Below are 24943 nucleotides of genomic sequence, written 5' to 3' on the forward strand. Positions count from 1 at the left end.
GCCCGGTTCACAGCGCCACGGGCTCGGTCCGGGCGCGGGCCTTCTCAAGGCCCCGCACCAGCGGCGGCCCGGCCAGGCCCAGCAGCGCGAACAGCACCGCGAGGACCACCCACCCGGTCGCCGCGGCGCCGACGATCAGCGAGGTCATCAGCCACGGCCCGGCGAACTGCTGGAGTCCGCGCCCCAGGGAGAACACCGCCTGGTACTCCCCCTGCCGGTCCGCCGGGGCGAGCCCGAAGGCGAGCCCCCAGCCCGCGGACGCCTGACACAGCTCGCCCAGGACCAGGACCAGCGCGCCGCCCAGCAGGGCCGCACTGTCCAGGAGACCGCCGTGCCCCGCGCTCAGCGCGAAGACCAGGCAGGACGCCCCCAGCGACCAGCCCGCCCACCGCAGCATACGTGCTGCTCCGGCGGGGGTCCGAGCGCCCTTGCTGACCATGACCTGGAAGAGCAGCACCAGGACGGTGTCGAGGATCAGCAGGCCCGAGACCATCAGTGCGGGCGCGTCGGTGCGGGTGACGATCCACAGTGGCAGACCGACGGTGAGCAGCGGTTGGTACAGCTCAAGGGCGCCGCACACCAATGCGATCGCGACATAGCGCACGTCCCGCAGCGCGGAGCTGCGCAGGACGCCTGCCGCTTCCTCGCTCTGCGGTGGCTCCTCGGTGGCACTCACCGGAGTGCCACGCATCGTCAACAGGACGGCTACGGACACGAGTTGGAGCGCGGCGTCGGTCAGGACGGTGGCGTACAGCACGGTCGAGGTGTCGGCCGCGATGGCGGCTCCGGCCAGTACCGCGCCGCCCAGGAATCCCAGGTTGAAGAGGCTGCGCATCTGCGCGCTGACCCTGACGCGCTCCTCCTCGCCCACCAGCGCGTCGGTGAGCGACGCCTGGAGGGCGCCCGCCGAGGTTTCGAGTACGGCGATGCCACAGGCGACCGCCAGGAACCCGGCGAAGCTGTCGACCGCGCAGTACGCGGTGAAGCCGACGGCGGCGAGCAGGAAGTTGGCGGTCAGCACCCGGCCCGCGCCGTGCCGGTCGGCGAGGCGGCCGATCGGCACGGTGCAGAGCAGCCCGCACAGCCCGGCCACCGACAGCGCCATGCCCACACGCTGGGCCGAGATGCCGATGGTCTGCGTGAAGAACACCGCGCTGGAGGTGAGGAATACCCCGAGCCCCAGCGACTGGATCAGGGTGAGCACTCCCAGCCTGCGCGCGTTCCCGGCGGCCGGAAGGGTCTCCTGGAGCCAGCCGCGCAGCACGGGGCCCAGGCGGCGTGCGTCAGCCATGCGACGGCTCGGTGCACAGCCCGTACACGTTCATCACCGCGAGCACGGCCCGGCGGACATCGGCGGCGCTCTCGCCCCGCAGGCGGAAGATGCCACTGCCGTCGTCGTAACTGCCCGGGCCGGTCATGCGCTGCCCGATCGCGGGCAGCTCCTCGTGGTAGACCTCCGGGACGCTCTCGCGGGGCGAGGTGCGGTGGGTGACCGTGCTGGGCAGTTCGCGCGGGGCGGGGTAGATGAGCCACCCTCCCCCGGTCGGTGCCGTGCCGTTGGCCCGCCACAGCGGGGGCAGGCCGATCGCCGCGCGGAACGCCTCGGCGAACAGGTCGATGCCGTAGAGGTCGACGTGCACGAACGGCACCTGGGCACCGCCGGGCCGCAGTCCGACCTCCAGGAACACCAGCTCGCCGCCCGGGCGGCGGATCGCCTCCAGGTGGAAGGCGCCGTCGAGAAGCCCGAGGGCCCGCAGACAGCCGTCGGCGAAGGCGGTGAGTTCGTCGCGCTCGGGCCCCTCGTCGAGGAGGACCGAGCCCAGCGGCAGGCCGTGGGCGTAGTCGAGGCAGGTGTTGACGTACTGGGAGGCACTGACGAAGTGGAGGGCGCCTGCGCGGTAGACGCCGTCGACGTGGAAGATCTCTCCTTCCACGTACTCCTCGCATTCGTACGCGGCGGAGTCGATGCCGTCCAGTGCCTCGCGCAGCGCCTCCATCGTGCCGACGACGGTGACGCCCTCGGAGCCCGCGGCGGCGCGGGGCTTGAGGACCAGCGGCAGACCGCCCAGCTCCTCGGCCACCGTCTCGGCGCTCGGCGCGTCGTCGAGGTGGCGGAAGCGGGGTACACGTATACCGGCCTCGCCGACGACGCTCTTCATGGCGGGCTTGTCCTTGAACCGGCGTACGAGATCGAGCCCGTAGCCGCCCGCGACGCCGAGCTCCGCCGAGAGGCGGGCGGCCGTGAAGATGTCGTACTCGGACTGGCCGAACACGGCGTCCGGGATGCCGTGCCAGACCGCGATCTCGCGCAGCACCGGCAGCACGTCGTCGTAGGCGAGGCTGTCGAGCACCCGGATCTCCAGGGCGCTCTCCTTGTCGAGCGCGGGCAGCCCGCCGGGAGTGGTGAGATACACCATCCGGCAGGGGGTGCCGTCGAGGAAGCGGTGGTACTCGCCGAACTCGTCGCCGGAGCGGTTGAGGACGACGTACAACGGAAGCGGCTCGTTGCCGCACAGGGGAAGGGTCTCGTCGCTCACGCGTCCGCTCCCGGTCGCAGGGTGTCGGGCAGGCAGGCGTCGAGGTCGGCGGCGCTCACGCGGGTGAAGCCGGGGGCGGGCAGCGTCCGGTCGGCCGGAGCAGGGGCGAGGAAGGCGGCCGCTCGCGGCTCGCCGGTGCCGCCGAGCGCCTGCCAGATCTGCTCGGCGAGGTCCGGCATCACCGGGAACGCGAGCAGGGACAGGCCCTTGAGCCACCAGTACGCGCCGTCCTCGGCCGCGTGCGCCACCGCGTCGTCGGCGCACCAGCGGTCCAGGGCCGCGACCGCGCGGCGGGTGGAGACCCGGGTGGCGTCCAGGGCCTCGGACTGCTCGGCGAGCAGGGCTTCGAGGAGTTCGACGGTGGCCGTGGCGGGCGCGTGGGGCGGGCCGTCGGGAAGCCTGCCCCAGGCGGCGGCGATGCGCTTGCCGAGGTCGTCGGCGAGCGTGGCGTTGGCCGTGGTCAGGAAGTCCGCCGTCTCGAAGCTCGCGGGTGCGGACTCCAGGTCGGCCCCGGCGAGGAAGTACCGTACGGCGTCCACCGCGATGGCGGGCGAGGCGGCGACGTCGGCGGCCCAGATGGCGTGCCGGGCGCTGGTGGAGAACTTACGGCCGGCCAGTTGGTAGAAGTGGTTGATCAGACACCGGTCGTACGGCTTCATGTCGCCGTGCAGCAGGCTGGTGCCGACGATCGAGACCAGCGTGGGGATCACGTTGTCGATGCCCAGCGTGGTGATGGTGGTGACACCGGACCCGGGGTCGAAGGCGTTCACCCCGGTGCCGGAGAGCTGTCCGTGGACGGCTCCGGCGAGCCGCGCGAACATGAAGATCCCGGCGTACGGGAAGAGGGCGTGCGGGACGTCCGCCTCGGGGGCGGGCAGCGGCAGGCCCCACTTCTGCGGGGCGCTGAGCCGTACGGTCAGACCGTCGCGCTCCAGGAACCGCGCCACCGTCTCCCGATAGCGGTCGGCGATCTCAAGCTCCGCGAGGGTGGCGTCGAGGACATCCCTCTCGGGCACCCGCAGGAACAGGCTGGAGATCTCCCGCCAGGTCAGCGGGCCCTCGTCGAGCAGCGGGCGCGGTTCGACGACCGACTCGGGCAGGAAGTGCGCGCTGCACTCCTCGCAGAAGTAACTGGCCACGCCCGCACCGCAGTCGGGGCAGCGCCCCTGGAGCCAGCCGCCCACGACCCAGCGGTCCGACGCCTCACAGTACGGCACGCGCTCGGTGCGGGTCAGCACCGCGCCCCGGTCCTTCAGTCGCGCGATGGAGGTGACGACCTCCTGCTCGAACAGGTCGCGCCACGGCTCCTGGTCGGGGCTGATGAAGGCGTCGACACCGATGCGCAGGGCGGCCAGGTCGTCCTGGATGCGGCGGCCGTAGCGGGCGGCGACCTCGGTGGGCGTCGAGTCCTCGGCGTGCGCCTTGAGCGTCACGTACGACTCGTACACATCGCTGCCGGTGATCACCAGCGGCAGGTCGCCGCGTACGCGCAGATGCCGCGCGATCATGTCCGACCACAGGAAGGGGCCGCCGATGTGGCCCAGGTGCAGCGGGCCGTTGGGGGTGGCCTCGGGCGGCACCAGGAGGTAGTGCTGGGGGACGCGCGCGTCCCCCGTCAGCAGCAGGCTCATATCCGCGTTCTCCCGTAGAGCAGGTCAAGTGCGTCCTCGGCCATGGCCGGGGCGAGTCGGTAGCCGGAGCCCGAGCCGCCGATCGCCATCACCACGTCGTCGTCGCCGACGGTGTCGACGACGGGCAGGTGGCCGGGGGTGAAGCAGTCGCCGAGGACTCGGCCGCCGAGCAGGTGCGGGACGAATCCCGGTACGTGCCGCTCCAGCAGGGCGACGGCCACTTCCCGGTCGCGGGCGTCGATGGCCAGCGGTTTGTCGGGGCCCCGGTCCCAGTCGGGCGAGGTGATGCTGAAGATCCAGTGGCCGCCCGGGTGGTGGGGCAGCAGGAACGCGTCGGCGTCCTCGAAGATCAGCGCGGGGGCGTGCGGCGGGGGCGGCGCCATGATGTGGAACGCCACCACCTTCTTCACCCGGGAACCCCGCTCGCGGGCGGCATCCGCCACCGGGCCGTCGAGGGCCCAGGGGCCGGGTGCGACGACCGCCTTGTCCGCCGTGACCCGGCTGCCGTCGGTGGCGACCAGCTCGATGTGCCCGCTCGTACGGCCGATAGAGGCGACCCGGAACCCTTCGAGCAGGGTGTTTTCGGGGTTGCTCAACACCTCGTCGAGCAGGTGGTCCGCGAGCAGTTGGGGCTGCCCGGCCGTCATGGGGGCGGAGGCGAGCAGCACCTCGTCGTCGGCGTGGGCGAGCCCGGGGAACGTCTCCTCCAGCATGCGCCGCTGCTGCGGCTCCACCGGGAAGGTCGTGCCGCCGTCGGCCATCGTCGCGTCGAGCGCCGCTTGGTTGTCGCGCCCCAACAGCCAGTGGACACCGACCTGTTGGCGTCCCGCGTCCGGCAGATCCGTCAGCTCGGCGGCGAGCTTGTCGAACAGTACGGTGCTGCGGGCTGCCAGCTCACGTTGGGCGGGGTTGTGCCCCGTGGGCGTGTCGAACCCGGCGGACAGGCGGGTGGCGCCCGTCCCGCGCGCCGCGTGGGTGATCACGAGGACGCGCCGCGCGGGGTCCTGGCGTACGGCGTAGTACGCGGTGAGGGCGCCCACCACGCCCGCTCCGACGACGGCCAGGTCGTAGTGGGCACCGCTGGTGGTGTCAGGCATCGGGGGCCGACCACCAGAAGGAGAAGATGACCAGTTCCTCGCCCCGGTCGGCGAAGACCTCGTGCACCACCTGCGACGGCCAGCCGACCACCGAGCCGGGGCCGACGACCGACCGCTCGCCGTCCACCACCAGCGTGCCGGATCCGGCGTGCAGCACCCAGATCTCCTGCACATCGTGCTGGTCGGGCGAGCTGGTGCCGCCGGGCGGCACCGTGAAGCGGGCCATCTTGAACGGTACGGAGGGGAAGCACGAGCGGGCGAAGTCCGCCTCGGCGACGGTGACTCCGTCCGGCTCGACGTCGGTGGGCAGGAAGGGCACGGCGGCCGTGGACACAGGGGCGTCGGCCTGCTGCTGACGGTCCGTCATACCTGGTACCTCGTCTCGCCGAGCATGCTGTTGAGGATGACCGCGCTGCGCCACGCCAGCAGGCTCAGATTGGGGTCGGCGACACCCCAGGCGTGCCGGGCACCGTTCTGGATGTAGATGCGGTTCCCGTCCGGCCCGTCCCAGTCGAGGGAGAAGTCGTCGCGGACGGAGAGCAGCCCGTCGGTGCGCCGCAGCCGGGGTGCCAGGGTCGCCATGAAGTCGGGCAGCTCATAGGCGTATCCGGTGCACAGGATGACGATGTCCGCGGCGAGCATGGCAGGCGCGTCGAGGCCGGAGGACTCCGTGTGCAGTTTGAATTCGTCCGGGCCGCCCTCCAGGGCGGTGACCGCGCAGTCCGGCAGGAACCGCAGTCGGCCGGGGTTGTTCTCCAGGTACTCGTCGCGGTAGCTCAACCGGTAGATGTCCTGGAGGACTTGGAGGTCGATGCCGTCGCTGGTGTACTTCTGCCGCTCCAGGAGGCGGGCCTTGCGCTCGGCGGGCAGCGCGTGGAAGTGGCGGACATACTCCGGGGAGTAGAGGTCGTTGGCGAACGGCGAGTCGTCCATCGGCTGGAACGAGGTGCGCCGGCTGGCCCAGGTGACGCTCTCCGGGGCGGCGTCGGTGGCGAGGTGGCGCACGATCTCCGCCCCGCTCTGTCCCCCGCCGACCACGACGACCCGCTTGCCGGTCACGTCGGGTGCCCGCAGCAGGAACTCCCCGGAGTGGAACACCGAGGGCCCGAGGAACGGGCGGAACGTCTCGGGGATGGAGGGGGTCAGACCCGTACCGAGGACGAGATGACGAGCCGTCACCTCGCTGTCTCCCGTACGGACTTGAAAGGCACCCTCGCGGAAGTCCACGCTCTGCACGTCCGCGCCGAACGTCAGGCTGGGCAGCCGGTCGGCGACCCACTTGAGGTACTGGTTGAACTCCGTGCGCAGCACGGCCGGGAAATCCGCCGCGAGGAACCGGTAGAGGCGTCCCTCGGTCGCCAGGAACGACAGGAAGGAGAACGGGCTGGTGGGATCGACGAGGGTCACCAGGTCCTTGAGCAGCGAGACCTGGAGGGTGGCCTCGGGCAGCAGCAGACCGGGGTGCCAGGAGAAGGTCTCCCGACGCTCCAGATGGGCGCCCCGCAGGCCCTCGACCGAGTGCGCGAGGGCGGCCAGGCTCATGTTCGCGGGCCCGACGCCGACGGCGGCGTAGTCAAGTATGTGTTCGTTCATGGTCCGGTCCCCGAGGGTCAGTTGGGGACGACGAGGTCGCCCAGAGCCTGCCAGCGGTCGAGCGCACCCTGCGGCGAGTCCGCCGTGAACAGGGCGTGACCCAGACGCGAGCGGCAGTCCTCGACGCCGGGAATGGTCTCGCCGGGCGCGAAGTACACCGAGGTCTCGGTGACCTCGGGCAGCGCCGCCATCTCCTGCCAGCCGGTCAGTTCGCGGTACGAGGAGCGGCCCTCGGCGGCGAAGAACCGGATACCGGCGCTCTTGGCCTCGGGCTCGGTGAAGACCCCGGCCTCCTCGAAGCCGATGCCGAGACCTGCGGCGATGGCCACCTTGGGCAGGCTCACACCGGTGACCAGGCGCAGCAGTTCCACGATCCGGTCGCCGGGCAGCCGGGCGCCGATCTCGATGAGGACCGGCCCGTCGGCGGCGATCCGCAGCTCGCAGTGGAACGGGCCACCGGTGACGCCGACGGCGCGGACGACATCGCCCACATACGCCTCGACGGCCGCCAGGGTCTCGTCGTCGACCAGGGCCGGGGTGAGGTGACCCATCTCCATGAAGTCGGGCTCGGGGCCGAGCAGCGTCCGGGTGAGGGCGACGACCTTCACCTCGCCGCTGTCCAGGACGTAACCGTCGGCGCTGAACTCGGGCCCCTGGACGTACTCCTCGACGAGCACGCGGTGCTCGTGCAACTGACCCATGTCCGGGACGGGGTCGGTGACCAGCCGGTGGAAGGCGGCGGCGAGCTGTTCCATGTCGTCGGCCCGGCTGACGTGGATGCTGCCGGAACAGGCCACCGGCTTCATCACACAGGGAAACCCGACGTGCTCGGCGGCCGTACGGAGTTCGTCGTCGGTGGTGGCCTGCGCGAACCGGGGTGTACGCAGCCCGGCTTCGGCCACGGCGGCCCGCATGACGCTCTTGTCCCGGACCCGGTCGACGCTCTCCACGGGCAGACCCGGCAGGCCGAGGGCCGCGGCGACGCGCGCGGTGGCCGACACATAGATGTCGGAGCCCGGCAGCACGGCCTCGAACGGCTCCCGCTCGTGCAGTGCGAGCACGGCGGCTTCCAGCGCGGACTGGTCGTTGGTCTCCACCGTGAGGACCGACTCCGCCGCGCCACGCACGGCGTCGGAGAGCCGACGGTCACCGGAGTCGGCGGAGGCGACGACGACCCGCAGCCCCATCTCGGCGGCGACGCCGATGAGGGTCGCACCTCCGGAGGAAGCGGGTTCGACCACGACGACGCGCGCGGGACGGAGTGAATCTATGCGTGGCAAGGCGAAATCTCTCGGGTCAGAGGTGAGTCGGGCCGGCCTTGTGGGCTGAACAGGCCCGGAGAACCGGTTGTTTCCCCGGCAGGACGGGCATCGGAGCCGCTGGTGTGACTCGCCTTGATCTTTCTATCCGGGAGGCTTGATCTCGGTCAATGGCTAACGGGAAGAATGTGCGCGCCACGCGATGTATGCCACACAACTTCCCGTGTGCGGTCTGTTTTTGGGCGATTTCATACGGTGGGTGGGGGTGCGGGGTGGGTCGTGCGGCATGCGCGGAGTGACCCCGCTCTCCGGCTGAACGGCCTGAACATGACTGTGCTCCGGCGCCTGTTCTGTCGGCGCCGGAGCACAGTGGGGTGGGTTGACCCGGAGAGACAGGTCGGTCAGCGCACGGTGACGTCGAAGACGGGCGAGGCGGTGCTGCTGCTGACGATGCGCAGGTTGTTCTTGCCCTTCAGGCCGAGCTTGACGCCCAGCGAGTAGGCACCGTTGTGCGCGACGGGCACGGAGGCGGGCAGGGTGACCCACTTGGCGCCCTGCTTCTGCTGCAGGGTCACCTTGGTGCCCGCCTTGAGGCCGGTCGTCGTGCCGGTGACCCGGAACAGCTGCCACGCCTTGACCGAGGTCACCGACGGCTTCGCACTGATGGTGGCCTTGACGGCGGGGGCCTTCTGCGCGACGGACGCGGTGGGGGCGGCCGGGGCGGCCGCCATCGCGGCGGTGCCCGCCAGGGCGACGGAGGCTGCGCTGATGACACCGACGGCGGCGATACGGAGGGAGTGGCGCTTGGTGATGGTCATGGATGTCCCTTTCCAAAGCACAGTTCTCAATTGGCCGCCATGGCACGGTATTCGCCCTTGACGCCCTTCTCACCTGAAAAGACGATCCATCACACGAATGCGTTGTAGGCGCAATTGTCACTGTCCTGCAACAGCCACCGACCCTCGCGTCGTCACCCGGTTACCGCGACGCAGCACTCTGGCCACTCCTGGCGCTACTTGCCGCCTCACTCGCGCCCTATGGTGAACCGTCATGTGCGTCCGCCCAGAGGGGAACTGATGGTGCGTAGGACCAGATTCATCCGGCACGCCGCCGTGGCCGCGGCGGCTCTCCTGCTCTCCGCCGGGCTCGCCCCGGCCGCCTCCGCCCACGGCGTCACGGCCGGGCCGGACCCGGTCGCGGTGCAGCTCGACGCGTACTGGACCGCGGCCCGCATGGCGGCCGCACTGCCCGACGACGCCGGCAAGGGCGCCGTGGCCGGGCAATCCACCCGGGCCGTCACCCCCACGGTGGACGGGCCCCGGCCCGGCGAATACATCCCGCCCAGCCACAGCTTCGACGGCATGCCCCAGGCGGGCACGTTCTTCTGGACCGACGCCACCAACACGGGACGCACCTGTAGCGGCTCGGTGGTGCGCAGCCCCGGTCACGACCTGGTGCTCAGCGCCGGACACTGCCTGAAGGGCTACTCCGGCACCTCCCCCAAGCGCCATCTGGCCTTCGTGCCGCAGTACCACGACGGGCTCAAGCCGTTCGGCATCTTCCCGATCAAGAGCGACGGCATCTACGTCTCGCAGGAGTACTACGACCTGGGCGAGCACGCGGGCGCGGAGTACGACTTCGGGTTCGCCGTCACCGAGCCCAACCAGGACGGGACCCGCCTCCAGGACGCGGTCGGCGGAGTGAAGCTGCTGACGGACACCGGATACTTCCACGCCCCCGTACGCATGATCGGTTACCCGGGAGGGGCGCAGAAGCCGCTCGAATGCTGGAGCTGGACCACCAAATGGGCCAGTGACGACCCGGCCGAGCCGGGCACCTTCCCGCGTATCGCCTGCGACGCCTTCGTGGGCGGGACCAGCGGCGGGCCGATGCTGGTGCCGACCTTCGACGGCTGGGGCGTGATCGGGGTCATCGGCGGCTATCACACGGGCGGCAACACCCCGCAGATCTCGTACAGCGCCTACTTCGGCGACGCGACCCGCGACCTGTACCGCGACGCGATCACCGGGGCGCCGCCGGCTGGCCCGGCCACGTGAGCAGCGGCGGTCACGGCGAGTGAGGGTTCGAGATGCGGCCGTACTCCCCGGCTGATTCGCTGGCAATGCCCGCTCTCCCCCAGATCCGAGGAGTGATCATGAGCGTTGCAGGAGAATCCCGCGAACGAGCTCAGCAGATGCGCGAGAAGGCGCAGCAGCTCAGCGACGCGGCGGAACGTGCCACCGACCCGGAGCAGCGCAAGCGCCTCCAGGAGAAGGCCCGCCGCATCGAGCAGCAGAGCCAGCGGGAGAGCGGCACGGGGCCCGAGAACATCGACCCCATGTAAACGGCGGTACGCGACCGCAGCCGGGGGTGTCCGGCTGCGGTCGGCTTCGTGTCCTCGCGCGCGTCACGCGCGCGAGGACACCGGCGCGTTCGAGGCCATGGCCGACGAGCCGTCCGAGCGCGCCTCACGCGCGCGTGGGCACCGGCCGCCCCCTGGCGATCAGCTCCCGCCGACGCGCACACTGAGTCCCGTCCAACACCCATGAGGGGGAGCCGAGATGGGCCACAGGCGGGACGGCAACGGCGAAGTGGGCGGCGACTACTCCAGCCCCGGAGACCCGGGCAATCCCGTGCCCGACGACCACGACGACACCGGCGACGACACGCCCGACGACGAGGACTAGGGCCACTCCGGGGGCTGTGATGGACGCGGCCACACTGCGCGCCCGGTGCGCGGCGAAGATAGCGGCCCGGAAGGTCGGGCACTTCCATGACCACCCATGGCTGTACGAGGCGTTTCTGTCCGTCCCACGGGAACACTTCGTCCCCGATGTGGTCTGGTGGCCGGTCCAGGACGACGCCGGTCTCTTTCCCGTCCTCGACCGTACCGCCGCCCCCGACCCATGGCTGCAGGCCGTCTACGACCCCCGGACGCCCCTCATCACGCAGATCGCCGACGGTGCCGTACGCCCCGAGGACGGACCCACCGACCGCGCCGACTTCACCAGCTCCATCTCGTGCGCGGCCGTCGTGGTCGACATGCTCCACCACCTCGACCCGCAGGAACCGGACACGGTCCTGGAGATAGGCACCGGCACCGGCTACAGCGCGGCGCTGCTGTCCCGCCGGGTCCGCGCCGACCAGGTCGTCACCGTGGAGATCAGCCCCGAACTCGCCGACCACGCCGACCACAAGCTCGATGAACTGGGCGTGCGGCCGCTGGTGGTCACGGGCGACGGCGAGCTGGGATGGGCCGCGCGCGCCCCGTACGACCGCGTCCTGTCCACCGTCGCGGTCCGCCGCGTCCCCCAGGCATGGCTCGACCAGACGACCGCGGGCGGCACCATCCTTACGCCGCTGGACACCCCCTTCGGCCACGAGGCGCTGTTACGCCTCGTCGCCGACGGGAAGGGTGGCGCCGAAGGCCACCTCGTCACAGGCGTCTCCTTCATGAAGACCCGCGCCCAGCGCCCCCGCCGACCGTACGCCGAGCTGGGCTGGCCCACCTGGACCGACTACCGCGTCACCGTCCGCGACGGCACCCAGCGGATCTGGGCGCCGCGCGAGTGACGAGGCCGAAGGCTCAACCCGAGACGCTGGCCCGCCCGTTCTCGATGTGGCCCATCAGGCGACGCCGGAAGCCGCCGGAACGGTCGGCGGTGATCTCCAGGTCGTACCAGCCGTGCGCGTCCGCGGCCGAGTGCGCGATCGTCCGCGTGCGGCCCGGCTTGACGGTGATCGTACGGGTCCAGTCGCGCAGGTCGGACTCGTCGGCGTAGCCGAGGGGGCGGACCGAGAAGGTCACCGTGGTGGTGCCGGTGTTGCGCAGGGTGAGGTGGAGGTCGCGGTGGTCGGAGTCCACATGCGAGGTCACCTCCGGCCCGGTCGGCGTCGCGGTGCCCTGGAACTCCCGCCGGAAGCCGTTGGGGCCGGTGACGGTGAAGTGGTAAGCGGCGTCCGCGAGTTGGGCCAGCGGCACGCTCCACTCACCTTTGCCCCGGACGTCCTTGTGCTGGGGCGCTGCGAACTCCTTGGCGTAGGGGTACAGCGCGAAGTGCGCGCTCGCGCGGCCCGTGTTGGCCAGCTCCACCTTCAGGCTGCCGCCCGCCACGCGCGCGTGGGCGTCGGGCTGGTACGGCAGCGCACGGGCGGGACGCGTGCCCTCCTCCTGGACGGGCATGTGCTGCACGGCCGGGGGCAGCGGGCGCCAGCGGTCGCTCATCGGCGGGATGGGGCCCGGGTGCGCGACCTGGGGGCGGCGCCGGGTGCGGGAGAAGTCGAACGCCGAGGTCAGATCGCCGGTGACGGTGCGCCGCCACTGGCTGATGTTGGGCTCGTGCACCCCCGTCCACTTCTCCAGGAAGCGGATCACCGAGGTGTGGTCGAAGACCTCGGAGCAGACGTAGCCGCCGACGCTCCACGGCGAGATCACGAGCATCGGTACGCGCGCGCCGAGGCCCGTCGGCTTGCCGCCCCACTGCTCCTCGGCGACCTCGGGCGGGGCCACCGGCGGCGGGACGTGGTCGAAGAAGCCGTCGTTCTCGTCGTAGTTGAGCAGGACGACCGTGTGCCGCCAGACGTCCGGGTTGCGGCCGAGCGCGTCCAGGACCTTGTAGACGATCGTGGCGCTGTGCACCGGCGACGAGACGCTGGGGTGCTCCGAGTCGAGCGCGGAGGGCACCAGGTAGGAGACCTCCGGGAGGGTCCCGGCCGCCACGTCCTTCGCGAAGGACTCGGCGAGCGTGCCGGTCGGCAGGCGTCGCAGTCCCCGCTCGAACAGGCTGCGCTCGGCCTTGGTCAGCGTGGCGACACCCTGCTCCAGGAGGCCGAGTAGCCGCCCGCGTTCGGCGTTGTCAGTGGTGCCGCGTACAACGGAGTAGAAGGACTCCATGTACGTGTGTCCGCCGGTCTTGGCGAGGGCCTTGCGGGCGATGGCTTTGAAGGTGGTGAAGAACTCGATCTGGTTGTCGGTGAAGTTCTCCCATTCCGTGTACGTCTTCCAGCTGTGCCCGGCCTGCTCCAGCCGCTCGGCGTACGTGCCCCAGCCGTATCCGGCGTGCGTCCCCTCGTCGTAGGCGTCGTTGCCGACGGCCCGCTTCCCGTTGGCCTCGAACCCCGTCTTGCCGCTCCAGAGGTGGTTGCGGTTGGGGCTCGTCGAGGAGTGGATGGAGGAGTGGTAGGCGTCGCAGACGGTGAAGGTGTCGGCGAGCTCGTAGTGCAGGGGGATGTCCTGGCGGTCGTAGTACGCCATGGTGGCGGAGGTCTTGGCGGAGACCCAGTTGTCCATCCAGCCGCTGTTCCACGCCTTGGCGCCGCCGCTCCAGGAGTGGTCCAGGGCGCCTATGTACTGCAGGTCCTTCTTCTGCGTGGCTGCGGCGCCGCGTACGGGGAAAGGCAGCACGGTGGTGCCCAGCGGCCCCGGCTGCTCGAACACCGGCTTGCCGTCCGGCAGTTGGAGTGCGTTGCGGTCACCGAAGCCACGCACTCCGCGCAGGGTGCCGAAGTAGTGGTCGAACGAACGGTTCTCCTGCATCAGGATCACGACGTGCTTGACCGCCCGGAGCCCGCCGGACGCCGGTTCGGCGGCCATCGCGGCCTGGAGCGACGGCGGGAGCAGCGAGCCGGCGGCGACCGCCCCGAGCGCGCCGCCGCCGAGGGCGAACAGGCGCCGCCGCGAAATGCCGCTGCCCGCGCCGTCCGTGCCGTCTGCGATGTCCGTGGTCAAGGGGTCCTCCTGGGCCGTACGTGGTGAGGTGCTACGACCGTGACGGTACTGACATGCGATGTCCAGGAGAAGACCGGCCGCCGGATTGCCGGTGAACGTCCACATGCCCGTGCCGGAGGTCCACGGGGTGTCCGGTTCCGCCCGAAGTCTCACGGCTGCCACTCATCCTCCGTGCGGCCACAGCCGGTTCCGGGGCATTGTCAGACCCCGCTACTACGCTTCCTTCCATGACTGAATTCGTACTTGTGGCAGGCGCTTGGCTCGGGTCCGAAGCATGGGACGACGTGCTGCCGGGGCTGCGCGCGGCCGGGCACGGCGTGCATCCCGTGACGCTGTCGGGTGTCGCCGAGAAGCAGGGCGTGCCGGCCGGGCAGCAGACGCATGTCCAGGACATCGTCGACGAGATCGAGCGTCTCGATCTGCGCGATGTCGTCCTGGTCGGGCACAGCTACTCGGGCATCCCCGTCGGTCAGGCCGCCGAGCGGATCGGCGACAGGCTGGCCCGGGTGGTGTTCGTCGACTCCAACGTCCCGACCGACGGCGAGTCGTTCGTCTCCCGCTGGCCCGAGTGGCGCGCGGTCCTTGAGGCGTCGATCGCCGAGAACGGGGGCTTCTGGCCTCCGCTGCCCGCGGCCGAGTTCGAGGGCCACGGTCTCGACGAGAAGCAGATCGCCCGGATCCTGGATGGTGCGACGCCGCATCCGGGCGCCTCACTGACCGAGCCCGCGGTGCTGACCCGCCCGCTGGGCGAGCTTCCGACGACGTATGTGAAGTGCCTGCTCGACGGGGCCGAACCGACCGACGACGTGGCCGAGTTGCTGACCAGCGAGCACTGGCGGCTGGTCACGCTGGACACGGGGCACTGGCCCATGTTCTCCCAGCCGCGCGAGCTGACCGCGATCCTTCTGGAGGCGGCGGCCGCTCCCGCCATATGAACCGCGGCCGCAAAGACCCGGTCACAGACTCCGCGCGATCGTGCTGATCACCTCGTCCAGCGCGATCGCCTCCAGGCCCGTGCCCGCCCTGGAGGAGACGAACAAGGTCTTGTCCCAGGTCTCGGCCAGGTCGCGCCACGGCTCGGCCTCGGGGGCGAAGAGGAGCAGACGCTTGGCGGACTGGTCCATGACGGCGCCGTCGTGGCCGGGGCGGCCCCACTGCTCGTGCAGCTCGTCCAAGCTGCGCGGGTAGACGTCACCGTCGTAACCGGGGACGGGCACCAGCCCCGAGGCCGGTCCGGCGTCGCGCTCGCCCCGGCGCCGGCCCAGCCACGACCGTGTGCGCGAGGCGAGCGGGGCCCTCTGCCAGCCGGGGGTGTGCTTCCCCAGCGGGTGGGCCGCGGCGTCGGTGAACATCACGACGATGTGCCGTTCGGCGCCGCCCCGCTCCTTCCGTGACCACGGCGACTGCACGGCCAGGGCCAGGGCCTCCAGACCCGACTCGGGAGCGTCACCGCCGCCGGTCGCCTTCAGAGCGTTCACGAAGTCCTTGAACTCCTTTACCTGTTGCGGGAGTTCAAGGAACGGGGTGCGCTCGATGGACCGGTCGCCGTCCGAACCGAAGTCACGGAAGGCGATCACCCGCAGCCGGAGCCGCCCCATGGCCATGCCCCGCTTGACCATCACCGACTCCAGCCGCTGATGAAAGGAGAGTGCCCCCTTCTTCACCTTCTCCAGCACCGGGCTCATGCTGCCCGTCACATCGATGCACAGCACGATGTCGACGCCACAGCCGTCACGCACACCGGACTCCGCCAACGCCCCCGACCCCCTCAGACACGGAACGCGTCGACATAGCGGCGCGGATCGCGTCGCAGGTCCCCGTCCCAGCGCTCGGCGCACTGCTCGGCGAAAGTCTTTCCCGTACGCAGCACCTCGTCCAGCGGATCGAGGAAGTCCAGTACTTCGGGCGCCTCCAGGCCCGCGTCCACGCGTGCCCGCAGCCCCGCCCTGGCCAACTTGACGAGTTCCAGGGCGAGTTCGTCCATCCGGTCCTTGCCGAGCAGGGTGCGCAGCCCCTCGACGGGCAGCCTGGCGGTGGCCGCGGCATGCTCCGCCACGGTGTACTGCTTCAGGAGCTCCCAGGCCGCCTCCCGGGACGGCGGGTGGTAGGTGAGTCCCACCCACAGCGCGGGCACGGCCGGGATGTTGCGGTACGACGGGCCGTCCGCCGCGCGCAGCTCCAGGGTCCGGCGCGGCCGTACATGCGTCCACACCTGCGTCAGATGGGAGACCCAGTGGTCGAAGGTCGGCATGAGTCCGTCGTCGAAGCCCTGCTCCATGATGGTGGCGAACGACCGCTGCGGGGCCGTCCGGTAGCGCCCCTCCGCGTCCACGTAGTAGATCATCGGGAGGCCCAGGGCCCAGTCGATGATGTCGTCGACGCTCACGTCACCGCACAGCGCGGGCCGCAGCGGCCCGCAGCGCTGCGGATCCACCCACAGCCAGTCCCGCGACCGCTGCGAGAGCAGTCCGTTCAACTGGCCACCATGGAAAGGCGAGTTGACCATCAGCGCGGCGACCACCGGCGACGCGGCCGCCTGCATCCGCAGCTTGCGGGTGAAGTCCTCGTCGGAGAGGTAGTCGAGGTGCACCTGGGTGCTCATGGCCAGGGTCAGGATCTCGGGTGCGTAGCTGCCGACCGAGCCGATACGGCTGAAGTGCCGGCGCATCACCCTCCCCCGGGTCATGGGCACCCATGAAATGGTGTCGACCCGGTCGAACGGGAAGCGCGAGCCGGGCACCAGGGCCCAGCCGAACCGCCCGGCGAGTTCGCTCAGGCGCTCCATGGCCGCCCGCATGTCGGCCACCGCGCCGGTGACATTGGCGGCCGGGACCGACGAGTACTCGATCTGGCCGCCGTGCTCCAGTGTGATCCGTATGCCGTCCGGCAGTGCCACGCCGGTCAGTTCACCTGCGTCCTGCTCGGGTTCGCCGTCCCATTCGTCGAGCATGGCCTCCAGGACGGCCTTGACTCCGTTCTTGCCCTGATACGGGGCGGCTCGCCCGGTATCAGGATCCACGAGCCCGCTCTCCACTTCCAGCCCGACACCTTCGGAGGTGTCCGTCGGCCGGGCGAACAGAGATCGGAGCTCGTCACGCTTCAGCTGGTCGGTGCGCACAGCAGCCCTCCCGCTCGTCGTCCGCTCACAGCGTGAATGACCCGGCGTCGGCCAGCAACAGGGCAGTCCCGGACACCGGCCCGTCCACCCCACTGGGTGTTTTCCGTCCCGGTGTTGAGCGTGCCGCCCCGGTTTTGCGTACTGAGGTGAATGAGTCACCTCGATGGAGAACGTGCCTCGGCCGGGCGCCGCCGACCTCGGGTACGGAAGTGGGTGCCCGCCCGGCGAGCCGTCGCGATCCTGGCGTTCGTGGTCGTGGCGGCGAGTGCTCCGGCAGAGGCGGCCGCCGCCGATCCGTCGACGGGTCAGCAGTCGGCTGTGACGGCCACCCTTCGTGGGCTGCGGCGCGGAGCCTTCGACCGGGCCGTCATCCATGGGCGCGGCCGGAACGCGGTCGTGCCCGCAGGGCTGCTGCTGATGGACACCGACGGCGGCGGCACCCTGGAGACGTACGGGATCGATCTGCGCGACTCGACCCGGTCCGGGGCGAGCTACCGGGAGTCCGCCACCGGCGCGACGCCGCTCAACGGCAACCCCGGCGCGGGCCGGATCCGCTGGATCGCGCAGAACTCGTTCCCGCAGGTAGACGACCTCGCCGGGCTGGCCCGGCGGGCCGGTCTGTCGTCCCCGCTCAGCGCGGCGGCAGCAGCCGCCGGCACCCAGGTGGCCATCTGGCGCCTCGCGAACAACGTCGACGTCGACGCGACCGACCCGCAGGCCGACCGGTTCGCGGACTGGCTGCGGGACCAGGCGCAGAGTGTCGACGAGCCCTCCGATCCGCTCACCCTCGACAACACCTCGGTGTCCGGCAGGCCGGGAACACGGCTCGGCCCGGTCGTCGTGCGCACCACCCCGGGCGGCCGGGTCACCGTCACCCCCTCCGGTGAGCTGACCGGCCAGAACGTCACGGTCGTCGACGCGGCGGGCCATCAGGTCGGCGGCGATGTCGGCGACGGCAGCACCCTCTTCTTCGACGTGCCCGCCGCCGCGTCCGACGGCAGCGGCGCGGTGACGTTCCGTACGACAGCATCGGGTCTCGTCGGCCGCGTGTTCACCAGCGAGGGCAGCCAGGCCCAAATCGCCGCCGCGGCAAGCGAGTCCGCCACTTCGGCTCAGGCCACCGTCTTCTGGTCGGCGTCCGGCCCGACCTCGTCGCCGAGCCCGTCCGCGTCGGCCGGAGCGGCGAACGGCTGCACGGGAGCGGGCTGCGCCTCACGTGCACCCGGCGCCGACAAGAGCACGCCGAGGCAGAACCTCGGCTCGGTCGTCACGCGTGACGACCTCGTGCAGACCGCCCTCTCCAGGACCAACTCGCTCATCGGGGGGGCGGTGTTCGTGCTGATGGGCGCCATGGTCTTCGTGCTGCGCCGACTGCGGCTGCGGTGAGACGGATCGGTGGGCGCTGAACATTCCGCGCTCCCGCACCGTATGGCTCCCCGAGTCGAGTCGTCCCCCAGGGCAGGAGGCCACCCGCATGTCACTCACGCGCCGCGCGTCATACGCCTGGGCCGCGTTCATCACCACGTTGGTGCTGCTCGGCGCCGGGTATCTCGTGGTCGGCGGTTCGTCGGACGACAGAGCCCTCGCGGGAGCGGCGCTTCCCGCGGGCTCGCACGGGACCGGCGGTGCGTCCGGCGACTGGCGGAACTGGGACGTGCACCAATGGCTGCGCCGGGCGGGCGACTTCATCAACCCGGTGGTCGACGGCGTATGGGGTACGGACCGTATGCGCGCGGCGCAGGGGTGGAGCAACACGGTCGGCGCGGGTGTCGCCGACGCCCAGGGCGTGTCGGACCCGGCGCCCTCGCCCGTACCGGCTCAGCCCGAGAACCATCCCTACCGTGAGCACGCCGGCGCCTCCGGCAAGATCTTCTTCGACACTCCGGAAGGGCCCGCCGTCTGCTCGGGCACCGTGGTACACGATCCCGCGCACCCGGGGCGGTCGGATCTCGTGTGGACAGCCGGGCACTGCGTCCACGCGGGGCGCGCCGGGGGCTGGTACCGCAACGTCGTGTTCGTCCCCGACTTCAACGACACCGGAGGCAACAGGCGCGCCGGGGGCTCCCTGACCGCGATCGCCCCGCTGGGCACCTGGTGGGCCGACTGGGCCGAGACCTCGCCCGAGTGGATCAGTACGGGCGCCGCGACCGGGGGCGCGGGCGCGCCGTTCGACTTCGCGGTCTTCCATGTGCGCCAGGCACGCGGGGTCACCGGCTCGCTGGAGGAGACGATCGGTACCGCCGCACCGCAGGTTGACTTCGACACCTCGCCGACGGCGAGCGGTGTGCCGGTGGGCGTGTGGGGCTATCCGGCCCGTAAACCCTTCGACGGTTTCTCGATGTTCCGCTGCACCGGCCCCGCCAGGCGGCTCTCCATGGCCGACGACCAGCCGACGCTGTACCGCGTCGGCTGCACGATGAACGGCGGCGCCTCCGGTGGCGGCTGGCTCACCCGCCGCGCGGACGGAACGCTCGCGCTCGTCTCCAACACGTCCATCGGCCCGACTCCGTCCGTCTGGCTGGCCGGACCACGGCTGGGCCCGCAGGCCCGAAAGGTCTTCGACACGGTCAGCGCACGGTTCGCCGACCACTGAGCCACCTTCCCCAGGCCAACCACCCCCACCCCACTCCAGGAGGAACCTTTGCGGCGCATCGTCTTTTCCGGCACCGGCCTCGTCGTGGTCGCACTGATGGCGACCATCGCCGCGCTGGCCTTCCCGATCTGGTCGTACGCCGACCGCTCCGGAACCGGACTCGCCAACCTCAACGCCAGTACCGTGCCCACCCGTTGGGGACCGCTGTCCGCCGCCGACCGCGACTTCGTCGCGCGCGTGCGCCTCGCCGGGCTCTGGGAGATGCCCGCGGGACAGCAGGCCATCGAGCGCGCCCCCACCACGGCGGTCAAGACGGCCGGTGAACACCTGGTCCAGGGGCACACCTTCCTCGACGCGCGGGTACGGGAAGTCGCGGCCCAGCTGAACATGGAACTCCCCAGCCAGCCCAACGCCCTGCAGCAGGGCTGGCTGCGCACGCTGTCGGGCGACAACGGGAAGAAGTACGAGAGCGACTTCGCCAACTTCCTGCGCTCGGCGCACGGGCAGGTGTTCGCCCTGGTCGCCCAGATACGTGCGAACACCCGCAACACCCTGGTGCGGGAGCTGGCCGACGACGCGAACACCACCGTGCTCGACCATATGAAGGTCCTGGAGAGCACGGGATTCGTGGACTTCGACGGGCTCGCCCGGGGCGCGGCCACCGCGACGGCCAGCCCCACGGGCCCGCCGCCGCCCGTCGCGGGCTCGAATCCCCCGCCGGCCGCACCCGCCCAGCCCGGACCGTCCATGAGCCCGCAGCAGCCGGGGGCCGACCCCGGTACACCCGGCTACTGACCGGGCCGCGCGGTCAGGACGTGTACGTGAAGTCGGCCGACCCGGTCAGCGCCCCGTTCGCCACGGTCGCGATCTGCACGGCCGCGGCCGTCGGCCAGGCGGGTGCGGTGAAGGTGACCGTCGAGTCGTCGACCGCCTTCACCCCGCTCGCCGGGCGGCCGCTGAAGCCGTTGGCGGTGCGTGTGCCGACGTATACAGCCGTCGTGCCGGAGAGACCTGCGCCGGTGAGGGTGACGGTGTAACCGCCCGACTTCGGGCCGGTGGCCGGAGACACCTTGGTGATGGTCGCCGGGAGCTGGGTGAGTGTGTCCGTGGTCTCGACGAAGTGCGCGCTCACGTAGTGGTTGCCGTCCATGGTGACCGTGAACTCGGGCGCCCGGCTGGACTGGATCCGGCCCTCGACGGTCCAGTAGTCGAGCCTGTAGCCCGACTTCGGTGCGGCGGTGACCGTGACCTGGTCGCCCTTGCCGAACATACCGGTCGCCGCAGGGGTCACCGTGCCGCGCTCGGGGTCGTCCGGCGCGGCCGTGAGCGCGTAGCGGGGGGTGGCCGTACTGTCCGACGGCGTACGGTAGTTGGCGAGGACGGGGCCGGTGAGGTTCATGACGCGTACGCAGTCGGCCGGTTGCGGCTCGCCCAGCGGCACACCCCGTGGGGCGTCCTCGTAACTCTGCCGGGGGTTGGAGAACCAGAGCTTGGTCTCACAGCGGTTCTCGTCGGCGCAGGCCATCGTGTAGCCCATGATGTCCGTCCAGGTGCGGCTCTTGGGCAGGAAACCGTGGTTGTCGGGGTAGTACGGGTTGAGGTTTCCGGCCCGGTATCCCTTGGCGGCGGGGTCGATGGGGTCGGTGAGATAGTCGTGGTTGAGGCCGAAGTTGTGCCCGATCTCATGGGCGAGGTGGTAGGTGCCGAGGGTGTCGGACTGCTGCGCGCCGAACGCCGCGTGGTCCGTGCTGTACGCGGGGTCGGCGCCCGGGATGAGACGCACCAGCGAGGGTGTGTTCGCGGTCCCGGCGGTATAGAGCGTGCCGGGCGCGGGAGTGAACTGGGTCAGTACGTGCAGCAGGTCCGCGCCCTTGTCGTCGCGGTTCTTGCGGGCGTCGACGGCGAACGCGCTGGAGTATTTGCTGTCCTTCGGGTCGGACAGGGCGCTGGTGATGCCGTCGGTGTCCCCGGCCTTGCCGGTCCACTCCTTGGTGGTGAAGGTGCCGGCCAGGTTGAGCCGGGCCGTCACCAGGCTCGTGGCGTAGGCCGTGTTCGTCCCCTCCACGGCGGCCTTCACCTTCAGGTCGAGCGCCGGTACACCGCCCTTGGTGTTGCGGACGGTTGCCGGTGTGTAGCCGATGAGCAGGTCAATGAGGGGCGCGCTGATCGCGGCACGCGGGCGCGGTGTGGGGAGTGCCGCCCGGGGACCGGCCGGGTCCGCGACCCGTACGGTGTCGTCGTGCAGCAGGCTGTGCCGGTTCACCGGGAGCTCGCGCACGGTGGAGGCGCCGGGCCGGTCGGCGTCGATGCTGTACTCCGTACGGCCCAGATGCACCTCCCCGGCCACCCGGGGCACACCCCGCCCGCAGGCGCCGTCCACCGCGAGGGTGACCGGCTGGTCGGGGCGGCCGACGATGTGCCCGGACCACAGCAGGGTGCCCTGCCGGTCCCGCGACACGCGGTCGGCCACCGCATCCACCCGGGTGTCGGCGAACAACCGCAGGGTCCGGCGGTCGGGCCCCGTCCCGTGCCGGGCTCCGCACACCGCGCCGAAGGCGCCCGCCGCCCAGTCGATACGACCCGTACGGGATGCTCCGGGCGCCTCGGCTGCCGTTCGGTGGAGCCCGACGGAGGCCGCCGCGCCGATGGCCGGGGCGGCGACGGCGGGCGGCACGGTGGACATGAGGGCGACGGCTGCCATGAGCGCGGCGCCGGACAACTGCGTGGGACGGGGCACGCGAGGGTCTCCTTGGGACGTCATCGACACGATCACGCCCAGGCTCGGCCAAGACCGCCACCTCGGCGCGGTGGCGGCGACCAGATGGAGCAGAAAAGTGCGCCGGTCCCTCCCGTCGGGGACCGGCGCGGCCGTCAGACCAGGTCGGCGGCGATGAGCAGATACTGGAAGCTGCCGTCCTTGTACGCGCTGAGGAAGGCGTCCTCGATGCCGGTGGCCAGCGGCGAGCGGGCGCGCAGCTCCCAGTACGGGATGGTGGCCTGGGTGAGGTCGAGCACGCTCACCGGGACCAGGCGGTTGGCCGCCATCTCCTTGAAGTAGGCGCTGCGCGGGTGGATGTTGCAGATGTAGTGGGCGTTGATCTCGCTCACGGCCCGGGACGGCAGCCCGTACGCGTCGTTGTAGCAGCCGGTGATGGTCACATACCGGCCGCCGTGTTCGAGCATGCGGGCGTACTCGGGGAACAGCACCGACAGATCGACGTACATCGTGCTCTCGTTGTTCCAGATGGCCCGGAAGCTGTTCGACTCGAAGCCCGTGTCGATCATGTTCTTCAGATGGAAGCGCACCTGGTCGGACACACCACGGTCCTCGGCCTGGCCATTGGCGAAGGCGACCTGTGTCTCGGAGATGGAGATGCCGTCGACACGGCAGCCGAAACGCTGGTTGGCGACGAAGCTGCTGCCGCCGCGCCCCGAACCGGAGTCCAGCAGCCGGTCGTCGGGGGCGATGTCACCGAGGTTGGTCATGAGCACATCCGCCTGGGCGCATTCCAGCCGGTGCAGCTCCTCGGTGATCCGCTTCTCCCGGGTCTCCTCGGGCCCCTCCAGGACGGACCAGTCCACGGACCCGATGCCGTAGTGGTGGTGGTAGATGCCGTCCACTTCACCGAGGCGCAGATTGACGGGGTTCTTCTCACGGTTCCAGTACTCGGCCACGGACTTCTGGTAGGCACTGGCGAGGAACGGAGCAGGGGTGTTGGTGGTGTCCTGAATCGTCATGGTGGTTCTCCTGATTGCCGCTGCATGTGTGGTGTCATACGTACGCGGTGCGTGGTGCGCCCCCGTCATACGTACGTGGTGTGCCGGGCTCCGTGCGTCATACGCCGTGGTACCGGGGACTCGTGGCGTGCCACTCCTTGCTGCCGCCCATCCAGGCCCACAACCCGGCCAGATAGCGCCGCAGTTGGGGTGATCCCGCCGCACTGAGGAGGGCGCACTCGGCCTCCACCGTGTGCATCAGCTCGTCGTGCAGACAGGCCGCCTTGTCGACGGCCTCCTGGAGCGAGCACTGCTCCTCGGCGGCGATGAGGTTGGGCAGGTTGGTATCGGTGGGGTCTTCCTTCGCCATCGAGTACAGGTCGTTGAGCAGGACGTTGGCCGTACCCGCGTACAGATAGGTACGGCGCACCCGTGCGTCGGCGAACTCGTGGGCGGGCAGCTCATAGCCGCCCACGGGGTCGATGAGGACCATGCAGGGGTAGAAGGCGTTCTCGTAGCGGTGCAGCAGGTACTCCCACACCGCGGGCCTGCGGCCCGAGTTGCGCCACTCCCCCTCCTGTCCGTATCCGACGAACATGACGGCGAGTTCATGCCGCAGCCGGGCGACCTGGGTGGGGCTGGCGATCTGTTCGAGGTGGAACAGACAGGAGCGGAACGCCCGCAGTACGGGTTCCTGATCGACGACCTCCTCGAACTTCGGCAGATACCGGGCCGGCAGGCGGACCGGGTCGACCACCGCGTGGGCCATGGCGAGACGCGAACCGAGCAACTCCGGTTCGGTGTTGTCCCCTTCGTCCACCCAGTGGTCGTCCACGGCCCATTCGGCCAGCCCGCACCGGGCGGCCGCCAGCAGCAGGTCGGGGTCGTCGCAGTCGGGGTGCGCGAGCATGAACAGCCGCCCGAAGTTGTGCGAGCGCAGCCGTTCGAGGCGCCCCTGGAAGATCCCGATCTCCTCGGCCCAGTCGACCAGGCGCTCGTTGACCTCCTCGGCGAGCGCCGGGTCGTCGCGGACCGCGTCGGGACAGTAGAGCGGTGGTACGCGGATCGTGGACTCGGTGGAATCCGAGTGCGCCGGGGTGGGAGACGGGTCGGGAGCTTCGGCCGCCGGTTGTTCCGCGTCGCTCAGCGAGCGCGGCCCGAACAGCCGGGCGGCCGAGGTTCCCAGCCCCGTGGGACCGGAGAGGAGGCCGTGAAGGGCCTCCGTCCCGGCGGCCGCAGCGTCACGTACGGGGGCGGGTGCGGGCGGGCGGGACAGCGTCGGTGGCCCGTCCCACCCTGGTACACGGGCACCGATGAACTCGGGCATGGGGGTTCTGCCTTTCCGCAGATGGCTGGCCGAGGCCGAGGAACACGTCGTCAGCCACGCCAGCGGCTGACTTCGACGTTCTCCAGCACACCCAGCGCGTCCGGCACGAGGATCGCGGCCGAGTAGTACGCGGTCACCAGGTAGGAGATGATCGCCTGCTCGTCGATCCCCATGAACCGCACCGACAGACTCGGCTCGATCTCGTCCGGAATCCCACTCTGCCGCAGCCCGATCACACCCTGCTCGTCCTCACCCGTACGCATACAGATGATCGACGTCGTCCGCTCCGGCGTCACCGGGATCTTCCCGCACGGGAAAATCGGCACCCCCCGCCACGTCGGGA

Annotated in this window: 22 protein-coding genes and 1 pseudogene; 8 read left to right on the forward strand and 15 right to left on the reverse strand. The window is 70.8% G+C overall.

All coding sequences use genetic code 11. The annotated features are described in order from the left end of the window. Positions 1-7: 7 nt before the first annotated feature. From BG418_RS11695 to BG418_RS11730, 8 genes are all read right to left on the reverse strand, one after another. Positions 8-1291: an MFS transporter gene (locus BG418_RS11695; protein WP_188273689.1), complete on the reverse strand. Its 1284-nt coding sequence runs from the start codon at positions 1289-1291 to the stop codon at positions 8-10. Beyond that, entirely contained in the window at positions 1284-2537 is a 1254-nt protein-coding gene (locus tag BG418_RS11700) for an acetyl-CoA carboxylase biotin carboxylase subunit family protein (RefSeq protein ID WP_188273690.1), read from the reverse strand. Before BG418_RS11700 ends, BG418_RS11695 begins: the two co-directional genes overlap by 8 nt. Beyond that, positions 2534-4168 (reverse strand): class I tRNA ligase family protein, encoded by a 1635-nt coding sequence (locus BG418_RS11705; protein WP_188273691.1) that lies wholly within the window; start codon positions 4166-4168, stop codon positions 2534-2536. The genes BG418_RS11700 and BG418_RS11705 overlap by 4 nt, the downstream gene beginning before the upstream one ends. Next, on the reverse strand, positions 4165-5265 hold the full coding sequence (locus BG418_RS11710; protein ID WP_188273692.1) for an FAD-dependent oxidoreductase: 1101 nt from the start codon (positions 5263-5265) through the stop codon (positions 4165-4167). Before BG418_RS11710 ends, BG418_RS11705 begins: the two co-directional genes overlap by 4 nt. After that, complete coding sequence (locus tag BG418_RS11715; protein WP_188273693.1) at positions 5258-5632, reverse strand: cupin domain-containing protein; 375 nt, start codon at positions 5630-5632, stop codon at positions 5258-5260. Before BG418_RS11715 ends, BG418_RS11710 begins: the two co-directional genes overlap by 8 nt. Further along, positions 5629-6858 carry a lysine N(6)-hydroxylase/L-ornithine N(5)-oxygenase family protein gene (locus BG418_RS11720; RefSeq protein WP_188273694.1) on the reverse strand — a complete coding sequence of 410 codons (1230 nt, stop codon included), beginning with the start codon at positions 6856-6858 and terminating at the stop codon, positions 5629-5631. The genes BG418_RS11715 and BG418_RS11720 overlap by 4 nt, the downstream gene beginning before the upstream one ends. A 17-nt stretch (positions 6859-6875) precedes the next feature. After that, positions 6876-8099 carry an ATP-grasp domain-containing protein gene (locus tag BG418_RS11725; RefSeq protein ID WP_188273695.1) on the reverse strand — a complete coding sequence of 408 codons (1224 nt, stop codon included), beginning with the start codon at positions 8097-8099 and terminating at the stop codon, positions 6876-6878. 419 nt (positions 8100-8518) lie between these two features. Then, positions 8519-8935, reverse strand: a complete 417-nt coding sequence (locus BG418_RS11730) for a hypothetical protein (protein ID WP_188273696.1) — start codon at positions 8933-8935, stop codon at positions 8519-8521. Positions 8936-9193: 258 nt separating this feature from the next. On the opposite strand from BG418_RS11730, the gene BG418_RS11735 reads away from it, so the two are divergent. The 4 genes from BG418_RS11735 (at position 9194) to BG418_RS11745 (ending at position 11690) form a co-directional block, all read left to right on the forward strand. After that, positions 9194-10174 carry a serine protease gene (locus BG418_RS11735; protein WP_188273697.1) on the forward strand — a complete coding sequence of 327 codons (981 nt, stop codon included), beginning with the start codon at positions 9194-9196 and terminating at the stop codon, positions 10172-10174. 98 nt (positions 10175-10272) lie between these two features. Then, positions 10273-10461, forward strand: coding sequence for a DUF6381 family protein (locus BG418_RS11740; protein WP_188273698.1), 189 nt, complete (start codon positions 10273-10275; stop codon positions 10459-10461). Between the two features lie 217 nt (positions 10462-10678). Beyond that, the gene (locus BG418_RS40505) at positions 10679-10804 is read left to right on the forward strand and encodes a hypothetical protein (RefSeq protein ID WP_262928571.1); all 126 of its coding nucleotides are present in this window, start codon (positions 10679-10681) and stop codon (positions 10802-10804) included. A gap of 19 nt (positions 10805-10823) precedes the next feature. After that, the gene (locus BG418_RS11745) at positions 10824-11690 is read left to right on the forward strand and encodes a methyltransferase domain-containing protein (RefSeq protein WP_188273699.1); all 867 of its coding nucleotides are present in this window, start codon (positions 10824-10826) and stop codon (positions 11688-11690) included. A gap of 13 nt (positions 11691-11703) precedes the next feature. Here BG418_RS11745 and BG418_RS11750 read toward each other — a convergent pair whose 3' ends face one another. Then, on the reverse strand, positions 11704-13800 hold the full coding sequence (locus BG418_RS11750) for a phosphocholine-specific phospholipase C (RefSeq protein ID WP_317453619.1): 2097 nt from the start codon (positions 13798-13800) through the stop codon (positions 11704-11706). A 272-nt stretch (positions 13801-14072) separates the two neighbouring features. On the opposite strand from BG418_RS11750, the gene BG418_RS11755 reads away from it, so the two are divergent. Beyond that, positions 14073-14780, forward strand: coding sequence for an alpha/beta fold hydrolase (locus tag BG418_RS11755; RefSeq protein ID WP_188273700.1), 708 nt, complete (start codon positions 14073-14075; stop codon positions 14778-14780). A gap of 21 nt (positions 14781-14801) precedes the next feature. On the opposite strand, the gene BG418_RS11760 is transcribed toward BG418_RS11755, so the two are convergent. Then, positions 14802-15584: a vWA domain-containing protein gene (locus BG418_RS11760; RefSeq protein ID WP_317453615.1), complete on the reverse strand. Its 783-nt coding sequence runs from the start codon at positions 15582-15584 to the stop codon at positions 14802-14804. A 29-nt stretch (positions 15585-15613) separates the two neighbouring features. Further along, the gene (locus BG418_RS11765) at positions 15614-16963 is read right to left on the reverse strand and encodes a glutamate-cysteine ligase family protein (RefSeq protein WP_188273702.1); all 1350 of its coding nucleotides are present in this window, start codon (positions 16961-16963) and stop codon (positions 15614-15616) included. A gap of 213 nt (positions 16964-17176) precedes the next feature. On the opposite strand from BG418_RS11765, the gene BG418_RS11770 reads away from it, so the two are divergent. The 3 genes from BG418_RS11770 (at position 17177) to BG418_RS11780 (ending at position 20351) form a co-directional block, all read left to right on the forward strand. Next, entirely contained in the window at positions 17177-18349 is a 1173-nt protein-coding gene (locus tag BG418_RS11770; protein WP_188273703.1) for a thioester domain-containing protein, read from the forward strand. An 88-nt stretch (positions 18350-18437) separates the two neighbouring features. Next, entirely contained in the window at positions 18438-19556 is a 1119-nt protein-coding gene (locus BG418_RS11775) for a serine protease (RefSeq protein ID WP_223184651.1), read from the forward strand. Positions 19557-19604: 48 nt separating this feature from the next. Next, a complete protein-coding gene (locus BG418_RS11780; protein WP_188273704.1) occupies positions 19605-20351 on the forward strand; it encodes a DUF4142 domain-containing protein in 747 nt (248 codons plus the stop codon). Between the two features lie 13 nt (positions 20352-20364). Here BG418_RS11780 and BG418_RS11785 read toward each other — a convergent pair whose 3' ends face one another. From BG418_RS11785 to BG418_RS11800, 4 genes and pseudogenes are all read right to left on the reverse strand, one after another. Beyond that, complete coding sequence (locus tag BG418_RS11785) at positions 20365-22293, reverse strand: InlB B-repeat-containing protein (RefSeq protein ID WP_188273705.1); 1929 nt, start codon at positions 22291-22293, stop codon at positions 20365-20367. A gap of 134 nt (positions 22294-22427) precedes the next feature. Continuing rightward, the gene (locus tag BG418_RS11790) at positions 22428-23294 is read right to left on the reverse strand and encodes a geranyl diphosphate 2-C-methyltransferase (RefSeq protein ID WP_188273706.1); all 867 of its coding nucleotides are present in this window, start codon (positions 23292-23294) and stop codon (positions 22428-22430) included. Between the two features lie 97 nt (positions 23295-23391). Then, positions 23392-24600: a family 2 encapsulin nanocompartment cargo protein terpene cyclase gene (locus BG418_RS11795; protein ID WP_223184652.1), complete on the reverse strand. Its 1209-nt coding sequence runs from the start codon at positions 24598-24600 to the stop codon at positions 23392-23394. A 50-nt stretch (positions 24601-24650) separates the two neighbouring features. After that, positions 24651-24943 (reverse strand): annotated as a pseudogene (locus tag BG418_RS11800) (Crp/Fnr family transcriptional regulator); the annotation flags it as partial.

The sequence above is a fragment of the Streptomyces sp. CBMA152 genome (genome assembly GCF_014596475.1).
Taxonomy (GTDB): domain Bacteria; phylum Actinomycetota; class Actinomycetes; order Streptomycetales; family Streptomycetaceae; genus Streptomyces.

Bases quoted from the DNA above. Each gene is read 5' to 3' on its own strand.
- BG418_RS11795 (WP_223184652.1), bottom strand. From the start codon at position 24,600: ATGCCCGAGTTCATCGGTGCCCGTGTACCAGGGTGGGACGGGCCACCG.
- BG418_RS11740 (WP_188273698.1), top strand. From the start codon at position 10,273: ATGAGCGTTGCAGGAGAATCCCGCGAACGAGCTCAGCAGATGCGCGAG.
- BG418_RS11715 (WP_188273693.1), bottom strand. From the start codon at position 5,632: ATGACGGACCGTCAGCAGCAGGCCGACGCCCCTGTGTCCACGGCCGCC.
- BG418_RS11775 (WP_223184651.1), top strand. From the start codon at position 18,438: ATGTCACTCACGCGCCGCGCGTCATACGCCTGGGCCGCGTTCATCACC.
- BG418_RS11735 (WP_188273697.1), top strand. From the start codon at position 9,194: ATGGTGCGTAGGACCAGATTCATCCGGCACGCCGCCGTGGCCGCGGCG.
- BG418_RS11790 (WP_188273706.1), bottom strand. From the start codon at position 23,294: ATGACGATTCAGGACACCACCAACACCCCTGCTCCGTTCCTCGCCAGT.
- BG418_RS11695 (WP_188273689.1), bottom strand. From the start codon at position 1,291: ATGGCTGACGCACGCCGCCTGGGCCCCGTGCTGCGCGGCTGGCTCCAG.
- BG418_RS11710 (WP_188273692.1), bottom strand. From the start codon at position 5,265: ATGCCTGACACCACCAGCGGTGCCCACTACGACCTGGCCGTCGTCGGA.
- BG418_RS11755 (WP_188273700.1), top strand. From the start codon at position 14,073: ATGACTGAATTCGTACTTGTGGCAGGCGCTTGGCTCGGGTCCGAAGCA.
- BG418_RS11745 (WP_188273699.1), top strand. From the start codon at position 10,824: ATGGACGCGGCCACACTGCGCGCCCGGTGCGCGGCGAAGATAGCGGCC.
- BG418_RS40505 (WP_262928571.1), top strand. From the start codon at position 10,679: ATGGGCCACAGGCGGGACGGCAACGGCGAAGTGGGCGGCGACTACTCC.
- BG418_RS11720 (WP_188273694.1), bottom strand. From the start codon at position 6,858: ATGAACGAACACATACTTGACTACGCCGCCGTCGGCGTCGGGCCCGCG.
- BG418_RS11730 (WP_188273696.1), bottom strand. From the start codon at position 8,935: ATGACCATCACCAAGCGCCACTCCCTCCGTATCGCCGCCGTCGGTGTC.
- BG418_RS11705 (WP_188273691.1), bottom strand. From the start codon at position 4,168: ATGAGCCTGCTGCTGACGGGGGACGCGCGCGTCCCCCAGCACTACCTC.